The sequence below is a fragment of the Rhodosalinus sp. FB01 genome, assembly GCF_041365715.1.
In the GTDB taxonomy this organism is placed as follows: domain Bacteria; phylum Pseudomonadota; class Alphaproteobacteria; order Rhodobacterales; family Rhodobacteraceae; genus Rhodosalinus.
This window is the reverse complement of record NZ_JBGFSH010000004.1, coordinates 1-22,791: the sequence shown is the minus strand read 5'-3', so window position 1 is coordinate 22,791 and position 22,791 is coordinate 1. Positions and strand designations below refer to the sequence as shown.

Genomic DNA, 22,791 nt, shown 5'->3' with positions numbered 1-22,791 from the left:
TGGCATGCGGTCGCATACCTTTAGCTGCCCCCGCCGCGCAAGACAACGCCGCGGCTACTTCCTGAACTTGTCGAGGCTGACGACGTCCGCGTCCTTCTTCGGCGCGTCTTCCGGTTCGGCCACGTGGATGTCCGCCTCGCCGTCTTCCTCGCCCGCGAGGTGGGGCGCCTCTTCCTCGCCGCCTTCGGACGCCTCGGCTTCCGCGTGCGCCTCGAAGCGCAGGCCGAACTCTACCGAAGGGTCCACGAAGGTCAGGATCGCGTCGTAGGGGACGTGAAGGCGCTCGGGCTGATCGCCGAAGTTCAGCGTGACCGCAAAGCCGTCCTCGCCGACCTGAAGCGCGTCGAACCACTGCTGCATGACGATGGTCATCTCGTCGGGATATCGCTCGCAGAGCCAAGGCGCGATATCGACGTCGGCGTGACGCGTGTCGAAGGTGATGAAGAAATGGTGTTCGCCGGGCAGCCCATGCTCGGCCACGACCGAGAGAACCTCGCGGATCAGCCCGCGCATGGCGTTGTGCATGAGCTTGCCGTAGTCGATGCTGTCGGTCATGGCCTCTGCCCGGCTCGGTTTCGCCTTGACCATAAGGGATTCGGACAGAAACGGAAGGGCACGCGTGTGTTCGCGCCCCAGCGGCGCGCAGGCGGGCCTTCGGGGGCCTCGAAAGGGGCAGTCCGGGTCGCAGAAGGTGCGCGGGCCGCTGCGGAAAGGGGGAAAGTGCAGGCTTCTGTTGCCAGGTGCCTGCGAACCCCGCCTAACCCTGCTAGAGGCTAGGACTTAAGTTTCGGTCTTGCGCGCTGCTTACGCAGCGAGCGCGACCGGAGCACGGTTGTCGTTGGCAACTATGCGTTACGGACCGATAACGGTGGTACCTCACCGGGACAAAGCCACGCCTTTACACGTTCGTCGATCCTGTTTCGGCCCCTCGTGTCCGCCCCAACGAGGCAGGGTTATGGTGGAGCCGCCGGGTACCGCCCCCGGGTCCGAACCGCTTATTCCGCGCGCGTTTATGTCCATAGTCTCTTGCGAGACACGGCCAATATAGGGGCGCGCGGCGGGCATTTGAAGGGGGATTCCGCCGCCCCGTCCCGCGCACGCGACCCGCCGCCCTCGGTCATCCACGCCCAGCCGATCACGGCGGGACATGCGACCGCGCCCGCCGATCCCAGCCTTCTGCCGAAAGAGGGGCCTTGGCTTCGAGCGCCCCCGTGGCGCAGGGTGACGCGACGGGGCCCGGCGGGGCCTCTCACGAGAAACCCCGGGGGCATCGCGCCCCGCGAAGGAGGAATAGACCGATGTTCGACGCGCTGGTGGTGGAGAAGGACGAGGACACGGGCAAGACCCATGCCGAGGTGAAGCAGCTTTCCGAGAGCGATCTGCCGGACGCCGAGGTCACGGTCACCGTCGAGCATTCGACGCTCAACTACAAGGACGGGCTGTGCATCGGCCCGGGCGGCGGCCTCGTGCGGCACTATCCCCATGTGCCGGGCATCGACTTCGCCGGCACCGTCGAGGCCTCTTCGGACGCGCGCTACAAGCCCGGCGACAAGGTGGTGCTGACCGGATGGCGCGTGGGCGAGGCCCATTGGGGCGGTTACGCGCAAAAGGCTCGGGTGAAGGCCGACTGGCTGGTGCCGCTGCCCGAGGGCATGACGACGCGGCAGGCCATGGCGGTGGGCACCGCGGGCCTGACCGCGATGCTGGCGATCCAGGCGCTCGAGGATAACGGGCTCGCCGACCATCACGGGCCCGTGCTGGTGACGGGCGCGGCGGGGGGCGTGGGGTCGGTCGCCACGGCGATCCTGGCGCGCCTCGGGCGTGAGGTGGCGGCCGTCACCGGCCGGCCGGAGCAGGCCGACTATCTCAGGGGTCTCGGCGCGACGGAGGTGGTGCCGCGCGAGGAACTGACCGAGGTGACGCGCAAGCCGCTCGAGTCTGAACGCTGGGCGGGCTGCGTGGACGCCGTGGCCGGGCCCATGCTGGGACGTGTGCTCAAGCAGATGAAATACGGCGCCTCGGTCGCGGCCGTGGGGCTTGCCGGCGGCGCGGCGATCGAGGGGGCGCTTGTCACGCCGTTCATCCTGCGCGGGGTGAACCTGCTGGGAATCGATTCGGTCCTGCAGCCCTACGACAACCGGGTGCGCGCCTGGGAGCGAATCGCGCGCGATCTGCCCATGGAAAAGCTGGAGGCGATGATCGAGCCGGCCGGCCTAGAGGATCTGCCGCGCCTCGGCGCCGAGATCCTCGCCGGGCGCGTCAAGGGCCGGGTGGTGATCGATCTTTAGGCGCGCACATGGGCCGCAAGACGCGACGGGGTCGCAAGGCGTTGAAAAGTCAATAACGCTGACGGTTCGACTTGCGCGTTTTTTTGATCAGGGCCGCGGAACGCGGTTTGCTTTCCGCGGCCAGAACGCGCTAACGTTTATGTCTCAAGATCCACGCAGCCAAGGCTGCGGGTCCACACGATACGCGACGCGCCGGTCAGCGCCTGCCCGAGGGCCCTTGCCGGTTTCTGCCACGGCGCGCACAGGAGGGAGTGACGACGTGGTGAGCAAGATCATGACGCCAGTGGACCTGGCCCATGTCGAAACGCTGGAGAAGACGCTGCAATGCGCGGCCGACCTTGCCACGCATTACAAGGCGCAGGTGGTCTATGTCGCCGTGACGACCGGGCAGCCCAGCAAGATCGCCCACACGCCGCAGGAGTTCGCGCAGAAGCTCGAGGCGTTCGCGAAGGAACAGGCCGACACGCACGGGATCGAAACGTCGTCCCATGCGCTGACGAGCCATGATCCGACCATCGACCTCGATCCCACGCTTCTCAAGGCGGTGGACGAGACCGGAGCGGACCTCGTCGTGATGGCGACCCATCCGCCCAATTTCAGCGACTACGTCTGGCCGTCGAATGGCGGCTACGTGGCGGAGCATGCGAAAGCGTCCGTCTTCCTCGTCCGCTAAGGGCGGCACGGCCACGCGGACGCGTGGCCGGTCGGCAAGAAACGACATCAACCAAGGGAGGCCGGAAATGGCCGACGAAACAAGTCAGGGTGTCCCCGCGCCGGAAGGCGAATCGGACATCATCGAGACCGAATACGAGATCGGTCAGGACAACATCGAAGGGAAGGTCGGTCCCTTCGGTTTCGACATTCACAACCCGGTCTTCGTGATCTCGGGCCTCGTCGTGGTGGCCTTCGTGGCCTATGCGCTGATCCTGCCGCAGCAGGCTTCGGACTTCTTCGGCTGGCTGCGCCCGCAGCTCACCTCGACCTTCGACTGGTTCTTCCTGCTTTCGGCGAACGTCTTCGTGATCTTCTGCCTGTTCCTGATCGTGTCGCCCTGGGGGGCGGTACGCCTCGGCGGGGCGGAGGCCACGCCGGATTACGGCTATCTCGGCTGGTTCGCGATGCTGTTCGCCGCCGGCATGGGGATCGGGCTGATGTTCTTCGGCGTGCTCGAGCCCGCCTATTACTTCGGCACGCCCTGGGGGGATGCGCCACTCGGCACCGTCCGACCCTTCGACGACGATGGCAACCTGATCGCCGCCAATGTCGAGGAGGCGCGGCGCATGGCGCTTGCGGCCACGTCCTATCACTGGGCGCTGCATCCGTGGGCGATCTACGCCGTGGTGGCCCTCGCGCTGGCGCTCTTCTCCTACAACAAGGGCCTTCCGCTCTCGATCCGCTCGGCCTTCTACCCGATCCTCGGAGAGCGCGTCTGGGGCTGGTGGGGCCACACGATCGACACGCTGGCCGTTTTCGCCACGCTCTTCGGCCTTGCCACGTCGCTCGGCATCGGGGCGCAGCAGGCGGCCGCGGGCATGTCCTACGTCTACGGCTTCCCCGAGGATCCGGGCAGCGTCGGCTTCCAGGTGTTCCTGATCGTCGCGATCACGGGCATCGCGCTCATCTCGGTGCTGCGCGGCCTCGACGGCGGCGTGAAGGTGCTGTCCGAGATCAACATGGGCATCGCGACGCTGCTGCTGATCTTTGTGCTGTTCACGGCCGGCGCGGCGACGATCCTTTCGGAATTCGTCGCGGGTCTTGGCGCCTACGCGCGCGAGGTCGTGCCGCTGTCGAACCCGTTCGGGCGCGAGGACACCGGCTACATGCAGGGCTGGACGGCCTTCTACTGGGCCTGGTGGATCAGCTGGTCGCCCTTCGTGGGCATGTTCATCGCGCGGGTCAGCCGCGGCCGCACGGTGCGCGAATTCATCACCTGCGTGCTGATCATCCCGTCGCTTGTCTGCATCCTGTGGATGGCGGTCTTCGGCGGTTCGGCGATCAGCGACATGATCGCGAACCCCGACACCAGCGCGGTGAAGGCGAACGTGATCGACAGCTATTCGCCTGAACTTTCGCTCTTCGCGATGCTGGAAAGCCTGCCTCTGGCGGCGATCACCTCGACCATCGGGATCGTGCTCGTGATCGTGTTCTTCGTCACCTCGTCGGACTCCGGCAGCCTCGTGATCGACACGATCACCGCCGGCGGCAAGGTCGACGCGCCGGTGCCGCAGCGGGTGTTCTGGTGCACCTTCGAGGGGCTCGTGGCGATCGCGCTGCTTGTCGGCGGGGGGCTGACGGCCTTGCAGGCGATGGTGATTTCCACCGGTCTGCCCTTCACGCTGATCCTGCTGATGATCTGCTACGCGATCCTTCGCGGGCTCATGTCCGAGCCCCGGGGCTGAGACATGACGCGAGGGGGCGTTCGTCCCCTCGCGTCCCGCCCGGCATCGCCGGGCCCGAGACAGGACCCGGCTGAGAACAAGGATCGGGCGCGCGCTTGACGGTGCGCGCCCGACACGCTTTGAGTGCGCCCCATGATGCTGGATGTGGATTTCGCGCGGGCGCAGTTTCCCGCCTTCGCCGAGCCCTCGCTCGAGGGTCAGGCGTTCTTCGAGAACGCGGGCGGGTCCTACGCCTGCGCCCCGGTGATCGAGCGCCTCACGCGGTTCTACCGGGCGCGCAAGGTTCAACCCTACGCCCCGTTCGAGGCAAGCCGGCTGGCTGGAGAGGAGATGGACGAGGCGCGCGGCCGCATGGCCGCCCTGCTGGGTGTCGGCGAGGACGAGCTGTCCTTCGGGCCCTCCACCACCCAGAACGCCTACGTGCTCGCGCGCGCTTTCGCGGGGTTCATGGACGAGGGCGAGGCGATCGTCGTCACCGACCAGGACCACGAGGCCAATTCCGGCCCGTGGCGGCGCCTGGCCGAGGAGGGCTTCGAGATCCGCGAATGGGCTGTCGACCCCGAAACCGGACGGCTCGACCCCGACGATCTGGCCGCATTGCTCGACGAGAAGGTGCGGCTCGTCTGCTTTCCCCACTGCTCGAACGTGGTGGGCGAGGTGAACCCCGTGGTGGAGATCAGCGCCATCGCCCATGCCGCCGGCGCCTTCGTCTGCGTGGACGGGGTGAGTTATGCGCCCCACGGGCTGCCCGATGTGGGCCGGCTCGGACCCGACATCTACCTCTTCTCGACCTACAAGACCTACGGGCCGCACCAGGGCGCCATGGTGATCCGGCGCGCGCTCGCGCAATTGCTGCCGGTGCAGGGGCATCATTTCAACGCGGACGTTCCCGAGAAACGCTTCGTTCCCGCCGGGCCGGATCATGCGCAGGTGGCGGCCTGCGCCGGGATCGCGGATTACTGGGACGCGCTCGCCGCCCATCACGGCGTGACCGCGGAGCGCGCGGCCGATCGCGCCGCCGCGGTGCACGATCTTTTCCGCGCCCACGAGACGGCGCTTCTTCAGCCGCTGCTCGATCACGTGGCCGGGCGCGACGACATGCGCCTTCTGGGTCCGGCCCGCGCCGAAGCGCGGGCGCCCACGGTCGCGGTGGCGCTGGAGCGGCCGGGCGCGGAGGCGGCCGCGCGGCTCGCGCCGCACGGCATCATGGCCGGCGGCGGGGATTTCTACGCCCACCGGCCCCTTCGCGCGATGGGGATCGATCCCGAACACGGGGTGCTGCGCGTGAGCTTCGTGCACTACACCACCGCGGAGGAGGTCGACCGCCTGATCGCCGCGCTCGACGCGGCCCTTTGATCCCGCCCCGCGCGGGCTATGTTCCCGCTCTGACCTGAGCCGGAGAGCGTCTTGAGCGACAACGCGCCCATCATTCTGTGGTTTCGCCGCGACCTGCGGATGGCCGATCACCCCGCGCTTCACGCCGCCGTGTCGTCGCGGCGGCCGGTGATCCCGGTCTTCCTGCGGGACGATCTGGTCGATCGGCTTGGCGCCGCGCCGAAGTTCCGCCTCGGCCTCGGGCTGGAACGCTTCGCGGCGGAGTTGCAGGATGCCGGCAGCCGCCTCGTTCTGCGCGCCGGCGCCGCGCTGCCCGTGCTGCGGGCCCTCGCCGCCGAGACGGGGGCCGCCGCGGTCTGGTGGACGCGCGCCTATGATGCCGACAGCGTGGCGCGCGACAAGGAGGTCAAGGCGGCGCTCCGCGAGGACGGGATGGAGGCGCGCAGCTTCGGCGGCCACCTGATGTTCGAGCCCTGGACCGTGGAGACGGGGCAGGGCAGCTTTTACAAGGTCTACACGCCCTTCTGGCGCGCCGTGTCGGGCCGCGACGTGGACGCGCCGCACCCCGCACCGGGCCGTGTGCCGGCCCCGGACGCCTGGCCCGAAAGCGAAAGCCTTTCGGACTGGGAACTGGGGCGCGCCATGAGGCGCGGCGCGGAGGTGGTGGCGCGCTTCGCCCGCGTGGGCGAGGCCGCCGCGCGCGATCGGCTCGAGCAGTTCATGGACGGGATCGTGGCGGGCTACGACGACAGCCGCGATCTGCCCGCCGAGGACGGCACATCGGCGCTGTCCGAGAACCTCTCGCTGGGCGAGATCAGCCCGCATCAGTGCTGGCACGCCGCGATCCGCGCCCGCGAGGAGGGCAAACCGGGCGCGGAAACCTTCATGAAGGAGCTCGTCTGGCGCGAGTTCGCCTATCACCTGCTCCATCACACCCCGCGCCTTGCAACCTCGAACTGGCGGGAAGAGTGGGATGCCTTTCCCTGGAACAAGGACGAGGACGATCCGCGCGTGACCGCCTGGCGCCGCGGGCGTACCGGCATTCCCTTCGTCGATGCCGGCCAGCGCGAGATGTATGTCACGGGGCGGATGCACAACCGCGCCCGGATGGTCGTGGCGAGCTATCTCACCAAGCACCTGCTGACGCACTGGAAGATCGGGATGCGCTGGTTCGAGGAGCACCTGATCGACTGGGACCCGGCCTCCAACGCGATGGGATGGCAGTGGTCCGCGGGCTCCGGCCCCGACGCCACGCCCTATTTCCGGGTCTTCAACCCGCTCACGCAGGCCAAGCGGTTCGATCCCGACGGCGCCTATCTGCGCCGCTGGATCGCGGAGGGTCAGGACGACCCGCCGGCCGATGCGCTGGCCTATTTCGACGCCGTGCCGCGATCCTGGGCGCTTTCGCCGGACGACGACTATCCCGACCCGGTGGTCGATGCCTCCGAAGGGCGCAAGATTGCCCTGGAAGCCTATGAAAACAAGGATTTCTGACCGGTATCCACATGCCCGCGCTTGCCGCTTCGGCCTGTTTCGGCATAGCTGTTCCGGATGATCCCCGATGGAGACGCGCATGATCCTGACCACCACCGAGGGCCAGACCGGCCTGCCGCTCTATTTCGCGCGGGTGTTCGCCATGGCCTGCCGGATGAACAACGGGCGCGCCGATTTCGTGCTGCCGGACGGGCGACGCTTTCGCGCAGAGGGGCGCAACCCGGGCCCGGTTGCCGAACTGCATGTCCATGACCCGGACATCTTCGCGCGCCTTCTGCGCGACGGCGACCTGGGCTTCGCCGAGGCCTATTTCGAGGGCGGATGGAGCACGCCGGACCTTCAGGCCTTCATGGACCTCGTGCACAACGACAACGATGTCGTCTACGACGGTTTTCCCGGCATGGGACTGGTGCGCGCGCTGGAGCGGCTGCGCTTCTGGCTTCAGTCCAACACGAAGCGGCAGGCGCGGCGGAACATATCCGCCCATTACGATCTCGGCAACGATTTCTACGCGCTCTGGCTCGACGACACGATGACCTATTCCTCGGCGCTCTTCGAGACGGGCCAGGAAAGCACCGAGCGCGCGCAGGAGGCAAAATACGCCGCGCTGGTGGACAGCATCGGCGTGAAGCCCGGCGAGCACGTCCTCGAGATCGGGTGCGGCTGGGGCGGTTTCGCGGAATACGCCGCGCGCGAGCGGGGCCTGCGCGTGACCGGGGTCACGATCAGCCGGGAACAGTTCAACTACGCCCAGCAAAGGATCGCGAAGGCAGGACTTTCCGACCGCGTGCAATTCCGGCTCGAGGATTACCGCGACATCCGCGGGCAGTTCGACGGCGTCGCGTCGATCGAGATGTTCGAGGCGGTGGGCGAGCGTTACTGGCCGGTCTACTTCGACACGGTGCGCGAGCGGCTCAAGCCCGGACGCTCGGCGGGTCTGCAGATAATCACCGTCGAGGACCGCCGCTGGGAGAGTTACCGCAAGAGCGTCGACTTCATCCAGAAATACATCTTCCCGGGGGGCATGCTGCCGTCGCCCACGGTGCTGCGCCAGCAGGTGGAGCGTGCGGGTCTGGCCTTCGACGACAGCCGCGAATTCGGCGAAAGCTACAGCCTGACGCTGCGCCGTTGGCACGAGACGTTCAACGCGCAATGGGACCGGATCGCGGCCACCGGGTTCGACGACCGCTTCCGCCGGATGTGGAACTATTACCTCACCTCTTGCGCGGCGCTGTTTCACAGCGGTATCTGTGACGTCACGCAGATCTCGATCCGAAGGCCTGTCTGATGCCGACCGCCGCGCGTCTCGTCGCCGCCCTGATCCTCGCCGCGACGGGATTCCTGGCCTCGGAAATCGTGAAATCCGTCATCGAGCAGGAGATGGATTTCGGCTGGCTGACGCTGATCAACACGGTGCTGGGCGCGCTCTGCGGCTGGATCGTGGTCGGCAGCCGCGCCGGGCGCGGCTACTCGGCCGCGATCGGCAACGGGCTGACCGGGGGTGCGGCGCTGGTGTTCTGGGCGCTGTTCCTGCAAGCGGTGAACGAGATGGTGCGGCTGTCGCTGCGCCGGGTCTACGACGGCCCGATGGAGGCGATCGCGGCGGTCTTCGAACTTCTGGTCGAATACGGCGCCTACCTGCTTGACGGGCAGGTGATCTGGACCCTGCTTGCCGGGGCGCTTCTGTCGGGGCTCGTCGCGGAATTCGCGTCGCGCCGCTGGCGATGAGCGCGCCGCTTTTCCTTTACGGAACGCTGCGCCATCCGCCCCTGCTCGAAACGGTGCTGGGCGCGCCCGCCGGGGACGCGGGCGCCGTGCCCGCCGCGCTTCACGACCACGCGGTGCGTCGGGTCGAGGACGAACCCTTCCCGATGCTGCTGGAGGAGCCGGGCGCCCGGGCCGAGGGGCTTCTGCTCGAGCGGCTTTCGGCGGAGGGGCGCGCCCGGCTCGATTTCTACGAGGGCGGCTTCGATTTCGCGCGCCGGCAGGTGACGGTCGAGACGGGGCAGGGGCCGCGCAGGGCCGAGGTTTATGCCTGCCCGCCCGGGCGCTGGACGCCGGGCGCGCCTTTCCGCCTCGACGCGTGGGCCGCGCGGTGGGGCGCGCTCAGCGTGGCGGCCGCCGAGGAGGTGATGATCCACCGCGAGCAGCGGGACGCCGATAGCGTCGCGGCGATGTTTCCGATGATCCGCGCCCGCGCGCAGGCCCGGTTGAACGCGCTTGAGGCGCCCGCGCCGGATCGCGCCCCGCAGGGCTTCGGCGCGGACACCGTGCGCGAGACAGCGCGCCGCATCCCCTACGCGCGGTTCTATTCGGTCGAGGAGCGCGACCTTTCCTACCCGCGCTTCGAGGGCGGTTACGGCCCGGTGGTGACGCGCGCGGCGCTGATGGGCACCGATGCCGCGATCGTGCTGCCCTACGACCCGGTCTCGGACCGGGTGATGCTGCTGGAACAGTTCCGGCCGGCCCCGTATTTCCGCGGCGATCCCCGGCCCTGGTGCCTTGAACCGGTGGCCGGGCGCGTGGATGGCGGCGAGACGCCCGAGCAGGCCGCCCTGCGCGAGGGCGCGGAGGAGGCCGGCCTGTCCTTCGACCGGCTTGAATTCGTGTCGCGCAACTATCCCAGCCCCGGAAGCACCACCGAATACTTCCACGTCTATGTCGGGATCTGCCGCCTGCCCGAGCGGGTCGAGGGCACCGGCGGGCTCGACGACGAGGCGGAGGACATCCGCCGCCACGTGATGCCGTTCGAGACCGCGATGGCGCTCGCCGAGGCCGCGGAGCTCGATGTCGGCCCGCTTCTGCTGGCGCTTTACTGGCTGGCGCGGCACCGGGCGCGTCTGCGCACGCAGGCGTGATCTTCGGGGCCGCTTGAGTTCGCGGCGAGCCGCCCATAGACAGGGCGAAACAGCGTGAAGGGAGGGTGCCTCATGCGCGTGGCCGGGAATCTCGCCGATGCGATCGGAAATACGCCGCTCATCCGGCTCCACGGCCCGAGCGAGGCCACCGGCTGCGAGATCTGGGGCAAGGCCGAGTTCATGAACCCCGGCCAGTCGGTCAAGGACCGCGCGGCGCTCTGGATCATCCGCGACGCGGTGGAGCGGGGCGCGCTCGGCCCCGGGGGCACCATCGTCGAGGGCACGGCGGGCAACACCGGCATCGGGCTTGCGCTGGTGGGCGCCTCGATGGGCTTTCGCACCGTCATCGTGATCCCCGAAACCCAGAGCCAGGAAAAGAAGGACATGATCCGCCTTGCGGGGGCGGAGCTGGTGGAGGTCCCGGCCGCGCCCTACCGCAACCCGGACAATTACGTCCGCTATTCCGGCCGCCTGGCCGAACGGCTGGCGCAGTCGGAACCGCAGGGCGCCATCTGGGCCAACCAGTTCGACAACACCGCCAACCGCCAGGCCCATGTGGAGAGCACCGGGCCCGAGGTCTGGGCGCAGACCGAGGGGAAGGTCGACGGCTTCATCTGCGCGGTGGGCTCGGGCGGGACGCTGGCAGGCGTGGCAGAGGCGTTGCAGCCCAGGGGCGTCAAGATGGGCCTTGCCGACCCGATGGGCGCGGCGCTTTACAGCTACTACACGACGGGCGAATTCAAGGCCGAGGGCAGCTCGATCACCGAAGGCATCGGGCAGGGGCGGATCACCGCCAATCTCGAGGGCTTCACGCCCGATTTCTGCTACCGGATCCCCGACGAGGAGGCGCTGCCGGTCGTCTTCGACCTGCTGGAGCAGGAGGGGCTGTGCCTCGGGGGTTCTTCGGGCGTCAACGTGGCGGGCGCCATGCGCATGGCGCGTGAGATGGGCCCGGGCCATACCATCGTGACGATCCTGTGCGACTACGGCACCCGCTACCAGTCCAAGCTCTACAACCCCGAGTTCCTGCGCGAGAAGGATCTGCCGATGCCGGGCTTCCTGACGCGCGCGCCGGCGTCGCTGCCGTCGGTATTCGAAGGGAAGTGAGCGCATGTCGAGATCCGCGTTCGGGATGATCCGCGCCACGGCGCTTGCCGCGGCCGTCCTTTTCTGGATGGTGGTCGGCGCGCTTGCGCAGGATGCCCCGGTGGGCCCCATCGATTACGAAAGCTGGGCCATGGTGGCCGATCGCGCCGAACAGGTCGTGGAGGCCGGGCGCGCGTCGAACGAAGCGCTGGAGGATCTTCGCGGGCAGATCGCGGAGTGGCGGATGCGCTTCATCGAGGCGCAGGACCAGAATGCCGCGCGGATCGCGACCCTGCGCACCCAGCTCGCCGCGCTCGGCCCCGTGCCCGAGGACGGCACCGAAAGCGATGAGATCGCCGCGCGGCGCGCCGAGTTGCGCACCCAGCTCGAGGGGCTGCTCGCACCGGTGCTCAGGGCCGAGGAAGCGTTCAAGCGCGCGGACGGGCTGATCCGCGAGATCGACGGCACGATCCGCCAGCGCCAGCTGCGCGAACTTCGCTCGCTCGGGCCCAGTCCGCTGAACCCGATCCACTGGCCGGATGCGCTGGAGGATCTGTCGCGCTCCGCGGTCGCGCTGCAGCGCGAATTCCGCGAAAACTGGGCGTCTCCCACCGTACGCGCGCAGATGCGCGACCGCGCGCCCGTGACGCTCGGCATGATCGCCGTGGGGCTTCTGCTTGCGCTGCGCGGCCCGCGCTGGGTTCGGATCGCCGGCGCGCGGCTGCGACAGAGCACGCGGCGCGGCACCGGCGTGTGGACCACGCTGGTCTCGCTGGGGACCATCATCCTGCCGCTCGTGGGCTTTTCCACCATCGTGCTGGCGCTGCGTGACGGGGGCGGGGCCGGGGTGCGCGGCGAGCTTCTGCTGTCGCTGCTGCCGGGCGCGGCGGCGCTGCTTCTGGGCTATCGCTGGATCGGTCTGCGCCTTTTCAGTCAGCACGAGCGCGAGGCGATCATCCCGATCGAGGGCACCGCGCGCTTCGAGGCGCGGTGGTACACGTCCGCGCTGGCTCTTCTGATGGTCCTGCACCTGATTCTGGGCCGCATCGTCGAACTGGAGAACTACGCGCCCGAATCCGTTTCTGTCCTCGCCTTTCCCGTGATCGCCCTCGTCGGGCTCGTGCTTTTCCGGCTGGGGCAGATCCTGTCGAACTACAGCGCGGAGCCCGAAGATGATGGCGAAGAGGTCTTTCATCACCGGCTGATCCGCCTCGCGGGCCGGATTTCCATGGTGGTCGCCGTCGCCGCACCGGTGCTGGCCGGCATCGGCTACCGCGCCGCTGCGGAGGTGATCTACCCCTGGGTGCTCACCCTCGCGATCGCGGGGATCGTGCTGATCCTCCAGCGTTTCGTGCGCGACGTCTACCGGCTCGTCACCAAGCGGACCGAGGCCGATCCGGAGGGCCTGATTCCGGTCATGCTGGGAATGCTGTTGAGCCTTCTCGCGCTGCCGTTCATCGCGCTCGTCTGGGGCGCGCGCGTGGCCGATCTGACCGAGTTCTGGGCGACGCTGCGCGAGGGGGTCGTCCTCGGCGAGACGCGCATCACGCTCAGCGATTTCCTCACCCTCCTGATCGTCTTCCTGCTGGGTTATCTCGGAACGCGCCTGCTGCAGGGCACGCTGCGCAACTCCATCCTGCCCAAGACGAAGATCGACGTGGGCGGGCGCAACGCCATCGTCTCGGGCGTGGGCTATGTGGGCATCCTGCTTGCCGGTCTGTTCGCGGTCTCGGTGGCGGGGATCGATCTCAGCGGTCTCGCGATCGTCGCGGGCGCGCTTTCGGTCGGCGTGGGCTTCGGGCTGCGGACGATCGTCGAGAACTTCGTCTCGGGCATCATCCTGCTGATCGAGCGCCCGGTCTCCGAGGGCGACTGGATCGAGGTCAACGGGCAGATGGGATATGTGCGCGCGATCTCGGTGCGCTCCACCCGCATCGAGACGTTCGACCGCACGGACGTGGTGATCCCCAACGCCGATCTCGTCTCGGGGGTGGTGACCAACTGGACGCGCGGGAACACGATCGGCCGCGTGATCGTGCCCGTGGGCGTGGCCTACGGTACCGACACCCGCAAGGTGGAAAAGATCCTCATGGACGTGGCCGAGGATCATCCCATGGTGCTGGTCAATCCACCGCCCGCCGTTCTCTTCAAGGGCTTCGGCGACAAGTCCCTGGATTTCGAGATCCGCGCCATCCTGCGCGACGTGAACTGGATGCTTTCGGTCCATTCCGACATGAACCACGACATCGCCCAACGCTTCGCCGAGGAGGGGATCGAGATTCCCTTCCCGCAGCGCGACGTGTGGCTGAAAACCCCCGAGACGCTGCACAAGAGCGCGCCGCCGCCCCCCGCGGCGGCCGCGCCCGACGAAAGCACGCCGCAGGACGGCGGGTCCCCCGTCGCGCGCGAGGCCTGAGGCAGAGGCCGCCGCGCCCCCCAATCCTAAGGAGACCGACAGGCCCATGACACGTCTTCTCTACCGCGAGGACCCCTACCTCAAGACCGCCCCCGCCCGCGTCGCGGCGGTGACGCCCGAGGGCGGCGTGGTGCTCGACGCCACGCTCTTCTATCCCACCGGGGGCGGGCAGCCGGGCGACAGCGGAACGCTCGAATGGGAGGGTGGGGCGCTGCGCGTGGCCACGACCGTCAAGGGCGAGGGGGACGCGATCGTGCTCGTGCCTGACGATGGCGACGCGGCGCGACCGCCGGTGGGCGCGGCGGTCGTGCAGACCCTCGACTGGGCGCGGCGGCACGCGCACATGCGGGTGCACACCGCGCTGCATCTGCTGTCGGTGGTCCTGCCGCTGCCGGTCACGGGCGGCGCCATCGGCGAGGGCAAGGGCAGGCTCGATTTCGACATGCCCGAGGCGCCCGAAGACAAGGCCGCGCTCGAGGCGGAGCTCGACACGCTGGTGGCACGCGATCTTCCCGTGACCGAGGACTGGATCACCGACGAGGAACTCGCCGCGAACCCCGGCCTCGTCAAGACCATGTCGGTCGCCCCGCCCAGCGGCGCGGGGCGGGTGCGTCTCGTCCGGATCGGCGCGGGCGAGGACCAGGTGGATCTTCAGCCCTGCGGCGGCACCCATGTGGCGCGCACCGGCGAGATCGGGGGGCTGCGCCTCGGCAAGATCGAGAAGAAGGGCCGCCAGAACCGACGCGTGACGCTGCACCTCGCCGACTGAGCGCCCCCTTGCATCGCGCGCGCGCCTGAGGCAAACACCATCCTCACGGAGAGGTGGCCGAGCGGTCGAAGGCGCACGCCTGGAACGCGTGTAGGCGGGAAACCGTCTCCAGGGTTCGAATCCCTGTCTCTCCGCCACTATCACCATTGCGAACCGGTGCAGGCCGTCCGGCGGGAGCAGAATTTTTCCTGTTTTCAAAGGGGTTTGCCGGGTGGGTGCGAACCGCTGAGACCCCGGCATGCAGCGATTTCCGTCTCTGAATGGCCTCTCGTCTCTGGTCGGGCGAACCGTGCCGATTTCGGTTCGGTCAAAATTTTCCTTGCCTTTCCAATGGCCTGACTCGCAGCGCCGCCAAAACTGCGCGCCCTGTTTCCATCGCTACCGACCGAAACGGAGACCGAACATGCAGGAGGCGTAGCCGGTAGGTGCTCTGGCAGAACGGCGCGTAGCGGTGGCGGATCAATCGGCTGCGGCCTTCGCGAAGCCATTGATGACAAACGCACATCGTGCCTCTAGCCTGGCGGCATGGCGAGTGGCCCCTGGACCGATGAAGAAAACGACCTGATCGTCGCGGATTACTTCGCGATGCTGGCTGACGACATCGCCGGGCACCGCTACAGCAAGGCCGAGCATCGCCGGGCCCTCCTGCCTCTGCTGAACGATCGGTCGGAGGGATCGGTCGAGTTCAAGCACCAGAACATCAGCGCGGTGCTGAAGGGGCTCGGCGAGGACTGGATCCTGGGCTACAAGCCCGCCTTCAATTTCCAGATGACGCTGGTCGACGCGGTGGCGCGGTGGCTGGACCTGCATCCGGATTGGCTGGGCCGGTTGCCAGGAACGCTCCCTGCGACCGGCATGCGCGAGGCGGCGCAGATCTGGATCGGTCCTCCGCCCACGCTGTCAAACCAGCCTCCGCCGCAGGAGCTGGACCAGATGCTGCACATCGCCCGGAAGTTCGACGTGGCGGGCCGGGACGAGCGCAATCGCGCCCTCGGCCGCGCGGGTGAGGAGCGCGTACTGGCGCACGAGCATGCCACGCTGAAGACCGCAGGGCGTGATGACCTCGCGCGAAGGGTCCGCTGGGTATCGGAGGAGGAAGGCGATGGCGCGGGCTATGACATCGCCAGCTATGCGCCCGATGGCCGGCCGCGCCTGATCGAGGTGAAGACGACGAACGGGTGGGAGCGCACGCCTTTCCACATCACGCGGAACGAACTGGCCGTCGCTGATGAGCGGCGCGCGGAGTGGTGTCTGTTCCGGATGTGGAATTTCTCGCGAGAGCCAAGGGCGTTCGAGCTCTACCCGCCTCTTGATGCGCATGTCTCGCTGACCCCGACGTCGTTTCAGGCCAGCTTTCACTGACCGTCAGTCGAACGCGCGCGCCGGCTGCTCGTCCCACGGCAGGGACGCCACGAAGCACAAGTCGTATAGGCTGATCGCGCAGGGTTCGCGACGCACGACCAGCCGCTCGAGAACATCCGGCGCCAGCCATGCGAGGCGCAGGAGGCGGCTGACATAGCGGTCCGAAAGTCCCTCCTCGGCGGCGAGATCGGCGATGGTGGTTACCTAGCCGCGCTTCATCCGCTGCCGCCACGCCCATGTCCGGCCGATGGCGCGCAGCACGCGGGGATCCTGTCCCGGCGGCGGGTCCGAGGTGTCGATGTCCTTCGGTGGCAGGATGCGTGGCCGGCCGCCGCGTTTGCGCACCGTGAGCGGGATGTGGACGCGGATGGTCTCGTTCGCGGGCATCAGGCGGCGTCCTCCCGCGCGGGCGCCATCAGACTTGCAAGCGCGCCGAGCCCGTCGTGGCGCAGGTCGATGTCGAGCCCGTCCTCGCCCACCGTCACGCGCGCCACGAGCAGCTGGACGACGCGGGCCTGCTCAGCCGGGATCAGTGCCTTCCAGAGATCGTCGAACTGCGTGAGCGCCTTGGTCACGGTACCCTCGTCGAGGTCGGGACGTTCCTTCTTCAGAACCCGCGCCGTCCGCGCGATGATCTCCGGCGTGCGCAGCAGCCGCCGGATTTCGCCGATGACCGCTTCCTCGACCATAGCCGCGGGAAGCCGCTGGGGCCCGCGCAGCTCGGCTGCCGGGCGTTTCTGGATGACGTCCATCGAGACGTAGTAACAGTAGCGCCTGTTGCCCTTCTTCGTGTGGTGCGGGGTCATCGCAGCGCCGGTCGCGGTGAAGATCAAGCCGCGCAGCAGCGCCGGCTCGGTGCTTCGGGTGCGCCCGGCCCGCTGGTTCCGGTTGCCGGCCAGCACGGCATGGGCCGCGTCCCACAGTTTCGCATCGACGATGGGCTCGTGCATGCCGGGATAGGTCTCGTCTTTGTGGGTGATCTCGCCGCGATAGATGCGGTTGTGTAGCAGCTTGTAGAGCGCGCCGCGGTCGATGGGCCGGCCGCGCTTGGACCGGATGCCGCGTGCGTTCAGCTCCCGGATCACCGCAGCCGTGGAATCCGACCGCGCGAAGAGCTCGAACATGGTGCGGACCTGCGCGGCTTCGGCCTCGTTCACGATCAGCTTGCGGTCGACCACGTCGTAGCCGAGCGGCACGTAGCCGCCCATCCAGATTCCCTTCTTCTTGGAGGCGGCGACCTTGTCGCGGATCCGCTCGCCGATGACCTCGCGCTCGAACTGGGCGAAGCTGAGCAGGATGTTCAGCGTCAGCCTGCCCATGGACGTGGTGGTGTTGAAGGACTGGGTGACGGAGACGAAGGTCACGCCGTGGCGGTCGAAGATCTCGACCAGCTTGGAGAAATCCATCAGCGCCCGGCTCAGGCGGTCGATCTTGTAGACCACGACCACGTCGATCAGCCCGTCCTCAACATCGGCGATCAGCTGCTTGAGCGCGGGGCGGTCCAGCGTGCCGCCCGAAAAGCCGCCGTCGTCGTAGCGCTCGCGCAGGCACGCCCACCCCTCGGCGCGCTGACTGGCGATGTAGGCCTCGCAGGCCTCCCGCTGCGCGTCGAGGCTGTTGAACTCCATGTCGAGCCCTTCCTCGCTCGACTTGCGGGTGTAGATGGCGCAGCGCAGGCGGCGCGCTGGTTCGGTCTGGGTCTTTCTGGTCATCGCGCGCCTCCGATTTGATCGAGCCCGAAAAAACGCCAGCCATTCCAGTGCGCCCCGGTGATCGCGCGGGCCGCGGCCGAGAGCGACCTGAAGCTCCGGCCCTGCCATTCGAAGCCGTCCGCCAGAACCGTGACGATGTGTTCTTCGCCGCCCCATTCGCGGACCAGCTTCGTGCCGGGCGCCGGTTTCCGCGGATCCGCAACCATGCCATCCAGCTTGCCGCTCATGACCTCGTCGGACATGCGCGACATGGCCGGGACGCTGGACAAGATCGCGGCCGGCATGACCCGCGGCTACGCGGCACGTTCCGGCAAGACCGAGGACGAGATCGCGGCGCTGATGGCGGCGGAGACCTGGTTCTCGGCCGCCGAGGCGCTGGAGGCGGGGCTCGCCACGCAGCTGGCCGAGCCCGTGCGCATCGCCGCCAGCTTCGACATCGCGCGCTTCCGGAACGCGCCGCCTGAGCTGGTCAAAGCGGTCGAGACCGCCGATCTGGACGACGCCACGACGGGATCCGACATCGTTGAAGACGCCAACGATGTCGCGGCGCCGCCCGATGCCGCACCGCAGCCCGAGGCGCACGATCCGGACGGCACGGCGGCAGCTGCCAGCACGGGCCCCGACCCCGCGGCCATCCGCGCCGAGGCCATCGCCCATGCGCGGGCCGTCGTCGATCTCTGCCGCCTGGCGGGCCAGCCGCAGATGGCCGGGCGGTTCCTCGAGGAGGACGCGAGCTTGGANNNACCCGCAACCCGGGCGCAGCGCCGCGACCCGCCCCTGGGGCGACGTCATCGCCCGCACCTTCATGCTGAAAGGATGATCCCATGACCACGCTGACAGAGGGCACGCATCCCGGCGGCTTCCTCGTCTGGGAGGCCCATCGCGACTACACCCGCGAGACGATCACCGTCGCCTCCGGCACGCTCTCCACCGGCACCGTGCTGGGCCAGATCACCGCCTCGGGCAAATACGCCGCGCACGATCCAAATGCCACCGACGGCACCGAGACCGCCGTCGCCGTTCTCTGGGGCAAGGCGGATGCGAGCGACGGCGACGCCCCGGCCGTCGCGGTGGTCCGCGGCCCCGCCATCGTCAATCGCCATGACCTCGTCTTCGCCGGCACGCCGAGCGATCCCGAGATCGCGGCCGCCCACACGGCGCTCCTCGCCGCGGGCATCCTCGTCCGCTGACCGCGTATCCCCACACCCATCCCTGATCCGGAGGCATTCCCATGGCCACCATGGACATCTTCGAAGGCGATGCCTTCACCATTGTCGAGCTCACTCGCGCGCTCGAGACCATCCCCTACAAGCCCGCGATCCTGTCGGGCGCGAACCTCTTCGGCGCCCGCGGCGTGCGCTCGCGCACCGTGATGATCGAGAGCCGAGACGGCACGCTCTCGCTGATCCCGTTCTCGGAGCGGGGCTCGGCCTACGAGTCCCAGATCCCCGAACGCCGCGAGATGCGTGCCTTCGTCTGCCGGCAGTTCAAGAAGCAGGACGTGCTCTGGGCCTCGGAAATCCAGTCCATCCGCGACTTCGGGTCCGAGACCGCCGTCCAGCAGGTCCAGGCCGAGGTGGCACGCAAGCTCGGCCGGCTGAGGAACGACGCCGAGGCCACCTTCGAGTTCCACCTCTTCAACGGCATCCAGGGCGTGGTGAAGGATCCCCGCGACGGCGCCACGGTGATCGACTACCACGCCGAGTTCGGCATCACGCCCGCGGCGGAGGTCGACTTCGATCTGGATAACACGAGCCCCGCCTCTGGCGCGCTGCGCAAGCGATGCCAGGCGCTGATCGAGAGCGTCGAGGACAGCCTTGGCGGACTCGCCGCCGGCCAGGTGCAGATCCGCGCCGAATGCGGCTCGGCCTTCTTCGCCGATCTTGTGGCCCACAAGGAAGTGCGCGAGACCTACCTCAACACCGCCGCGGCGGCCGATCTGCGCGGCCGCGTGGGCGAGGAGGTCAGCTTCGGCGGCATCACTTTCCGGCGCTACCGGGGCGGGCTGGGCTTCGGCGTGCCCACCGACAAGGCCTACTTCTACCCCGAAGGCGTCGAGGGGCTGTTCGAGATCTACTACGCCCCCGCCGACACCTTCGAGACGGTCAACACCGTGGGCCTGCCACTCTACGCGCGCATGATCCCGGATCGCGACCGCGACGAATGGGTGCGGCTCGAGATCGAGAGCAACCCGCTGCCGATCTGCACCCGCCCGCAGGTGCTGCGCAGCGCACGGCGGACGTGATGACCGCCGCCGCCATGGCCCTCGATGCGCTCTTCGCGGATGACAACGTCGCCCGCGACGCGGTCTACACCCCCGAGGGTGGTGCCCCCGTCCTCGTCCGGGCGGTGACCCGCCGCGCGGACGAGACCACCGGCTTCGGCGATGCGCGCATCTTGTCGGAGACAACGCGGCTGGACCTGCGCCTCGCCGAGATCGCCAACCCGCGCCCGGGCGACCGCATCGAGATCGACGGCGAGGCCTTCCTTATTCAGGGCGAGCCCGTCCGTGACCGCGAGCGGCTCGTCTGGACTGTGGATCTGCGCCCAGCGTGACAGTGATGAAGCTGAGGCTCGACATCACGCCCGATCTCGTCGCCGCCATGGCCGCCGAGGTGAAGGCCGGCGAAAAGGCAGTGACCGCCGCCATGCGCGAGGCAGGGACCGGATTGAAGACCGCCTGGCGCGGTCAGATCATCGGCGCGGGGCTCGGCCGACGGCTCGCTAACTCGATCCGGAGCCAGACCTATCCGAAGGCCGGCGAGAGCTTGAACGCCGCGGCGCTGGTCTGGTCAAAGGCCCCGGTCATCGTTGGCGCCCACGACACCGGCCCGCTGATCCGCTCGAAGGACGGGTTCTGGCTGGCGATCCCGACCGAGGCCGCCGGCCGGGGCCTTCGCAGCGGCAAGATCACCCCCGGGGAATGGGAGCGCCGCCGCGGCCTGCGCCTGCGATTTGTCTACCGTCGCCGCGGGCCGAGCCTGCTTGTGGCGGAAGGGCGACTGAACAGCCGGGGGCTCGGCGTTGCGTCACGCTCGAAGACCGGCAGAGGGCGCACAACAGTGCCGATCTTCCTGCTGGTGCCGCAGGTCAAGCTGCCGAAGCGGCTCGACCTCGACCGCGACGCCGAGCGCGCGCACGGCAGCGTGCCGGGGCTGATCCTGGCAAACTGGGTGGAACGTCGGGTTCGCTGAAGGCTGCTGGTGGTCGTGGTAGCTGAAAATACGTGCGCAAGATCTCACGCAGCACATTGTTGCTAGGGAATGGCAGAGATCGTCAGGAACGCGAAGAAGATCACAAGATGAATGCCCCCCTGAAGCACGGTCGTCCGACCTGTGGCCAGTGTCAGCGTCGCCATGAACAATGAGAGGAGCAGCAACACCATATGCTCGGCCTCGAGCCCAAGGATCAGCGTCTGGCCCATGGCGATCGACAGGATTGCGACGGTCGGGATGGTCAGGCACAGGCTGGCCAGTGCCGATCCGAGGGCGAGGTTGATGCTGGTCTGTAGCCGGTTCGATCGCGCGGCCCGCAAGGAGGCCAGACCCTCGGGCATGAGCACGATCAACGCGATAAGAACGCCGATCAGAGCTTCAGGAAAGCCCGATCCGACGATGGCATCGCCCACTGGATGCGCCAGGACTTCGGCCAGCAGAACGACCGCAAGCAGCGAGAGCGGCAGGAGGACGAGGGCGATCAGAAAGGTGCGCCGGTCCGGTGGCGCATGATGCTCGTCGTCCTCGTCGAGTTCGAGGAAGGAGTCCTTGTGCCTGACCGTCTGCACATAAAGAAACAGGCCGTAGAGCGCGAGGGAGACCACTGCCACGAAAGCCAGCTGAGCAGGTGCATAGACCGGTCCGGGAACCGTCGTCGTGTAGTTCGGCAGCACGAGACCGAGAACCGCCAGCGTGCCAAGCACTCCAAGGGCTGCACTCGCGCTCCCGGCCTGAAAACTCTGCTCATGGAACCGGAGACCGCCAACAAGAAGGCACATCCCGACAATGCCGTTCAGAACGATCATGATGGCCGCGAAGACGGTGTCGCGGGCGATGCTGCTGTCGGCCTCTGGCGACGAGAGGAGCATCGACACGATCAGCGAGACCTCGATCACGGTGACTGCAAGAGCCAGAAGGATGGACCCGAAAGGCTGGCCGATCCGAAGGGCCACGGTCTCGGCATGGTGCACAGCTGCGAAGACGGCGGCGAAAAGAACGGGAACCGCGACCACGAAGACCGCGACCGGGAATTGGCCGTGCAGAACGATGGTCCCGGCAGCGCCCATAACAATGGCGACAGTCGGCGCGGCCCACGACCACCACGGTGTTCCGGAATTGGCTGACACGACGACGTACCTCCGCAAGATTTCTTGGCCCATCAAGCTTTCGCAAGACGCCGTGTTCGCCCTCCCATAAACGCGCAGTTCCCACGAGTCGATCTGGGAATGTGTTCCGGCACCGCCCAATACGTCCGACGGCGCCGGCCAAGGTTCGACCGATCCAGTCCGGATTGAGTTCGGCCCGAGTGTATCGTTCAGCCTTTCGACAAGTGGTCGCATATGCCCACGCCCCGTGAAACCATCCTCACCGCGCTGCACGCGCGGCTGGCAGCGCTGCCCGCCACGGCCCTGCGCGGCGAGGTGCTGCCCGAGCGCGTGCCGGCCGAGGGCCTTCTGATCATGCGCGATGGCGAACCGGGAGAGCCGGAGGTCACGCTGTCGCCGCTCGCCTACCACTACCAGCACCGCGCGGCGATCGAGGCGATCGTGCAAGGCGCCGCCCGTGACGATGCCTTCGATGCGCTCTGCGCGAGCATCGGCGTGGCGCTCGCGGCCGACCGGACGCTGGGCGGGCATTGCGACTGGGCCGCGGCGGAGGCGCCCCGGCCGGTCGATTTGGCCGGTCGAGGGCTCTGTTGCACAAACCCCGTGAGGGATTCATCTTGTGAATCCAGCGTGGTAGCTGTGGTGCATGAGCAGACCGGCACCCCCGACCTACAAGACCAGAAACTGGCCGGCCCACAACGAAGCGCTCAAGCGCTGGGGCTCGCTGACGGTCTGGTTCGATCCCGAGATG

21 protein-coding genes, 1 tRNA gene, 1 other RNA gene and 3 pseudogenes are annotated in these 22,791 nt (G+C 68.1%); 20 read left to right on the top strand and 6 right to left on the bottom strand.

Going from position 1 to position 22,791, the window contains the following annotated elements; translation table 11 throughout:
• Positions 1–54 precede the first annotated feature (54 nt).
• A complete protein-coding gene (locus AB6A65_RS07075) occupies positions 55–555 on the bottom strand; it encodes an SspB family protein (protein ID WP_371037673.1) in 501 nt (166 codons plus the stop codon).
• A 164-nt stretch (positions 556–719) separates the two neighbouring features.
• Positions 720–1,074: a transfer-messenger RNA gene (gene ssrA, locus AB6A65_RS07070) on the bottom strand.
• 224 nt (positions 1,075–1,298) lie between these two features.
• Here ssrA and AB6A65_RS07065 point away from each other — a divergent pair.
• The 13 genes from AB6A65_RS07065 to AB6A65_RS07005 all read left to right on the top strand — a co-directional run bounded on the left by AB6A65_RS07065 (position 1,299) and on the right by AB6A65_RS07005 (position 16,007).
• The gene (locus AB6A65_RS07065) at positions 1,299–2,288 is read left to right on the top strand and encodes an MDR family oxidoreductase (RefSeq protein ID WP_371037672.1); all 990 of its coding nucleotides are present in this window, start codon (positions 1,299–1,301) and stop codon (positions 2,286–2,288) included.
• Between the two features lie 259 nt (positions 2,289–2,547).
• Entirely contained in the window at positions 2,548–2,961 is a 414-nt protein-coding gene (locus tag AB6A65_RS07060; RefSeq protein WP_371037671.1) for a universal stress protein, read from the top strand.
• Positions 2,962–3,028: 67 nt separating this feature from the next.
• Entirely contained in the window at positions 3,029–4,687 is a 1,659-nt protein-coding gene (locus AB6A65_RS07055) for a BCCT family transporter (protein ID WP_371037670.1), read from the top strand.
• Positions 4,688–4,819: 132 nt separating this feature from the next.
• A complete protein-coding gene (locus AB6A65_RS07050; RefSeq protein ID WP_371037669.1) occupies positions 4,820–6,043 on the top strand; it encodes an aminotransferase class V-fold PLP-dependent enzyme in 1,224 nt (407 codons plus the stop codon).
• Between the two features lie 51 nt (positions 6,044–6,094).
• The gene (locus tag AB6A65_RS07045) at positions 6,095–7,516 is read left to right on the top strand and encodes a deoxyribodipyrimidine photo-lyase (RefSeq protein ID WP_371037668.1); all 1,422 of its coding nucleotides are present in this window, start codon (positions 6,095–6,097) and stop codon (positions 7,514–7,516) included.
• 79 nt (positions 7,517–7,595) lie between these two features.
• Positions 7,596–8,804 (top strand): class I SAM-dependent methyltransferase, encoded by a 1,209-nt coding sequence (locus AB6A65_RS07040; protein ID WP_371037667.1) that lies wholly within the window; start codon positions 7,596–7,598, stop codon positions 8,802–8,804.
• Positions 8,804–9,244, top strand: coding sequence for a TrgA family protein (locus tag AB6A65_RS07035; protein WP_371037666.1), 441 nt, complete (start codon positions 8,804–8,806; stop codon positions 9,242–9,244). The genes AB6A65_RS07040 and AB6A65_RS07035 overlap by 1 nt, the downstream gene beginning before the upstream one ends.
• Entirely contained in the window at positions 9,241–10,374 is a 1,134-nt protein-coding gene (locus tag AB6A65_RS07030) for an NUDIX domain-containing protein (RefSeq protein ID WP_371037665.1), read from the top strand. Before AB6A65_RS07035 ends, AB6A65_RS07030 begins: the two co-directional genes overlap by 4 nt.
• Before the next feature lie 72 nt (positions 10,375–10,446).
• A complete protein-coding gene (locus tag AB6A65_RS07025) occupies positions 10,447–11,481 on the top strand; it encodes a cysteine synthase A (protein WP_371037664.1) in 1,035 nt (344 codons plus the stop codon).
• 4 nt (positions 11,482–11,485) lie between these two features.
• A complete protein-coding gene (locus AB6A65_RS07020; RefSeq protein ID WP_371037663.1) occupies positions 11,486–13,876 on the top strand; it encodes a DUF3772 domain-containing protein in 2,391 nt (796 codons plus the stop codon).
• A gap of 46 nt (positions 13,877–13,922) precedes the next feature.
• On the top strand, positions 13,923–14,645 hold the full coding sequence (locus tag AB6A65_RS07015; RefSeq protein WP_371037662.1) for an alanyl-tRNA editing protein: 723 nt from the start codon (positions 13,923–13,925) through the stop codon (positions 14,643–14,645).
• A gap of 47 nt (positions 14,646–14,692) precedes the next feature.
• Positions 14,693–14,782, top strand: a tRNA-Ser gene (locus tag AB6A65_RS07010).
• 388 nt (positions 14,783–15,170) lie between these two features.
• On the top strand, positions 15,171–16,007 hold the full coding sequence (locus tag AB6A65_RS07005; RefSeq protein WP_371037661.1) for a DUF3883 domain-containing protein: 837 nt from the start codon (positions 15,171–15,173) through the stop codon (positions 16,005–16,007).
• Positions 16,008–16,211: 204 nt separating this feature from the next.
• Here the strand turns inward: AB6A65_RS07005 and AB6A65_RS07000 are convergent, their stop codons facing one another.
• The 3 genes and pseudogenes from AB6A65_RS07000 to AB6A65_RS06990 all read right to left on the bottom strand — a co-directional run.
• A complete protein-coding gene (locus AB6A65_RS07000) occupies positions 16,212–16,394 on the bottom strand; it encodes a hypothetical protein (RefSeq protein ID WP_371037660.1) in 183 nt (60 codons plus the stop codon).
• Positions 16,394–17,719: a recombinase family protein gene (locus AB6A65_RS06995; RefSeq protein WP_371037659.1), complete on the bottom strand. Its 1,326-nt coding sequence runs from the start codon at positions 17,717–17,719 to the stop codon at positions 16,394–16,396. The genes AB6A65_RS07000 and AB6A65_RS06995 overlap by 1 nt, the downstream gene beginning before the upstream one ends.
• Positions 17,716–17,937, bottom strand: a pseudogene (locus AB6A65_RS06990) (DUF2924 domain-containing protein); the annotation flags it as partial. The gene AB6A65_RS06995 and the pseudogene AB6A65_RS06990, both read right to left, overlap by 4 nt.
• Before the next feature lie 22 nt (positions 17,938–17,959).
• Here AB6A65_RS06990 and AB6A65_RS06985 point away from each other — a divergent pair.
• Genes AB6A65_RS06985 through AB6A65_RS06965 form a run of 5 tightly spaced genes read left to right on the top strand, consistent with a single transcriptional unit; the run spans position 17,960 to position 20,913 of the window.
• Positions 17,960–18,547, top strand: coding sequence for an ATP-dependent Clp protease proteolytic subunit (locus tag AB6A65_RS06985; protein WP_371037658.1), 588 nt, complete (start codon positions 17,960–17,962; stop codon positions 18,545–18,547).
• On the top strand, positions 18,544–18,909 hold the full coding sequence (locus tag AB6A65_RS06980) for a head decoration protein (RefSeq protein WP_371037657.1): 366 nt from the start codon (positions 18,544–18,546) through the stop codon (positions 18,907–18,909). The genes AB6A65_RS06985 and AB6A65_RS06980 overlap by 4 nt, the downstream gene beginning before the upstream one ends.
• A gap of 41 nt (positions 18,910–18,950) precedes the next feature.
• Positions 18,951–19,964 carry a major capsid protein gene (locus tag AB6A65_RS06975; protein ID WP_371037656.1) on the top strand — a complete coding sequence of 338 codons (1,014 nt, stop codon included), beginning with the start codon at positions 18,951–18,953 and terminating at the stop codon, positions 19,962–19,964.
• Positions 19,964–20,275: a hypothetical protein gene (locus tag AB6A65_RS06970; protein WP_371037655.1), complete on the top strand. Its 312-nt coding sequence runs from the start codon at positions 19,964–19,966 to the stop codon at positions 20,273–20,275. The genes AB6A65_RS06975 and AB6A65_RS06970 overlap by 1 nt, the downstream gene beginning before the upstream one ends.
• A 5-nt stretch (positions 20,276–20,280) precedes the next feature.
• Positions 20,281–20,913 (top strand): DUF6441 family protein, encoded by a 633-nt coding sequence (locus tag AB6A65_RS06965; RefSeq protein WP_371037654.1) that lies wholly within the window; start codon positions 20,281–20,283, stop codon positions 20,911–20,913.
• 62 nt (positions 20,914–20,975) lie between these two features.
• On the opposite strand, the gene AB6A65_RS06960 is transcribed toward AB6A65_RS06965, so the two are convergent.
• On the bottom strand, positions 20,976–22,061 hold the full coding sequence (locus AB6A65_RS06960; RefSeq protein WP_371037652.1) for a calcium:proton antiporter: 1,086 nt from the start codon (positions 22,059–22,061) through the stop codon (positions 20,976–20,978).
• A gap of 213 nt (positions 22,062–22,274) precedes the next feature.
• Between AB6A65_RS06960 and AB6A65_RS06955 the strand changes: the two are divergent.
• Both AB6A65_RS06955 and AB6A65_RS06950 read left to right on the top strand, forming a co-directional pair.
• Positions 22,275–22,706: pseudogene (locus AB6A65_RS06955) on the top strand (hypothetical protein); the annotation flags it as partial.
• Positions 22,687–22,791: pseudogene (locus AB6A65_RS06950) on the top strand (IS5/IS1182 family transposase); the annotation flags it as partial. The pseudogenes AB6A65_RS06955 and AB6A65_RS06950, both read left to right, overlap by 20 nt.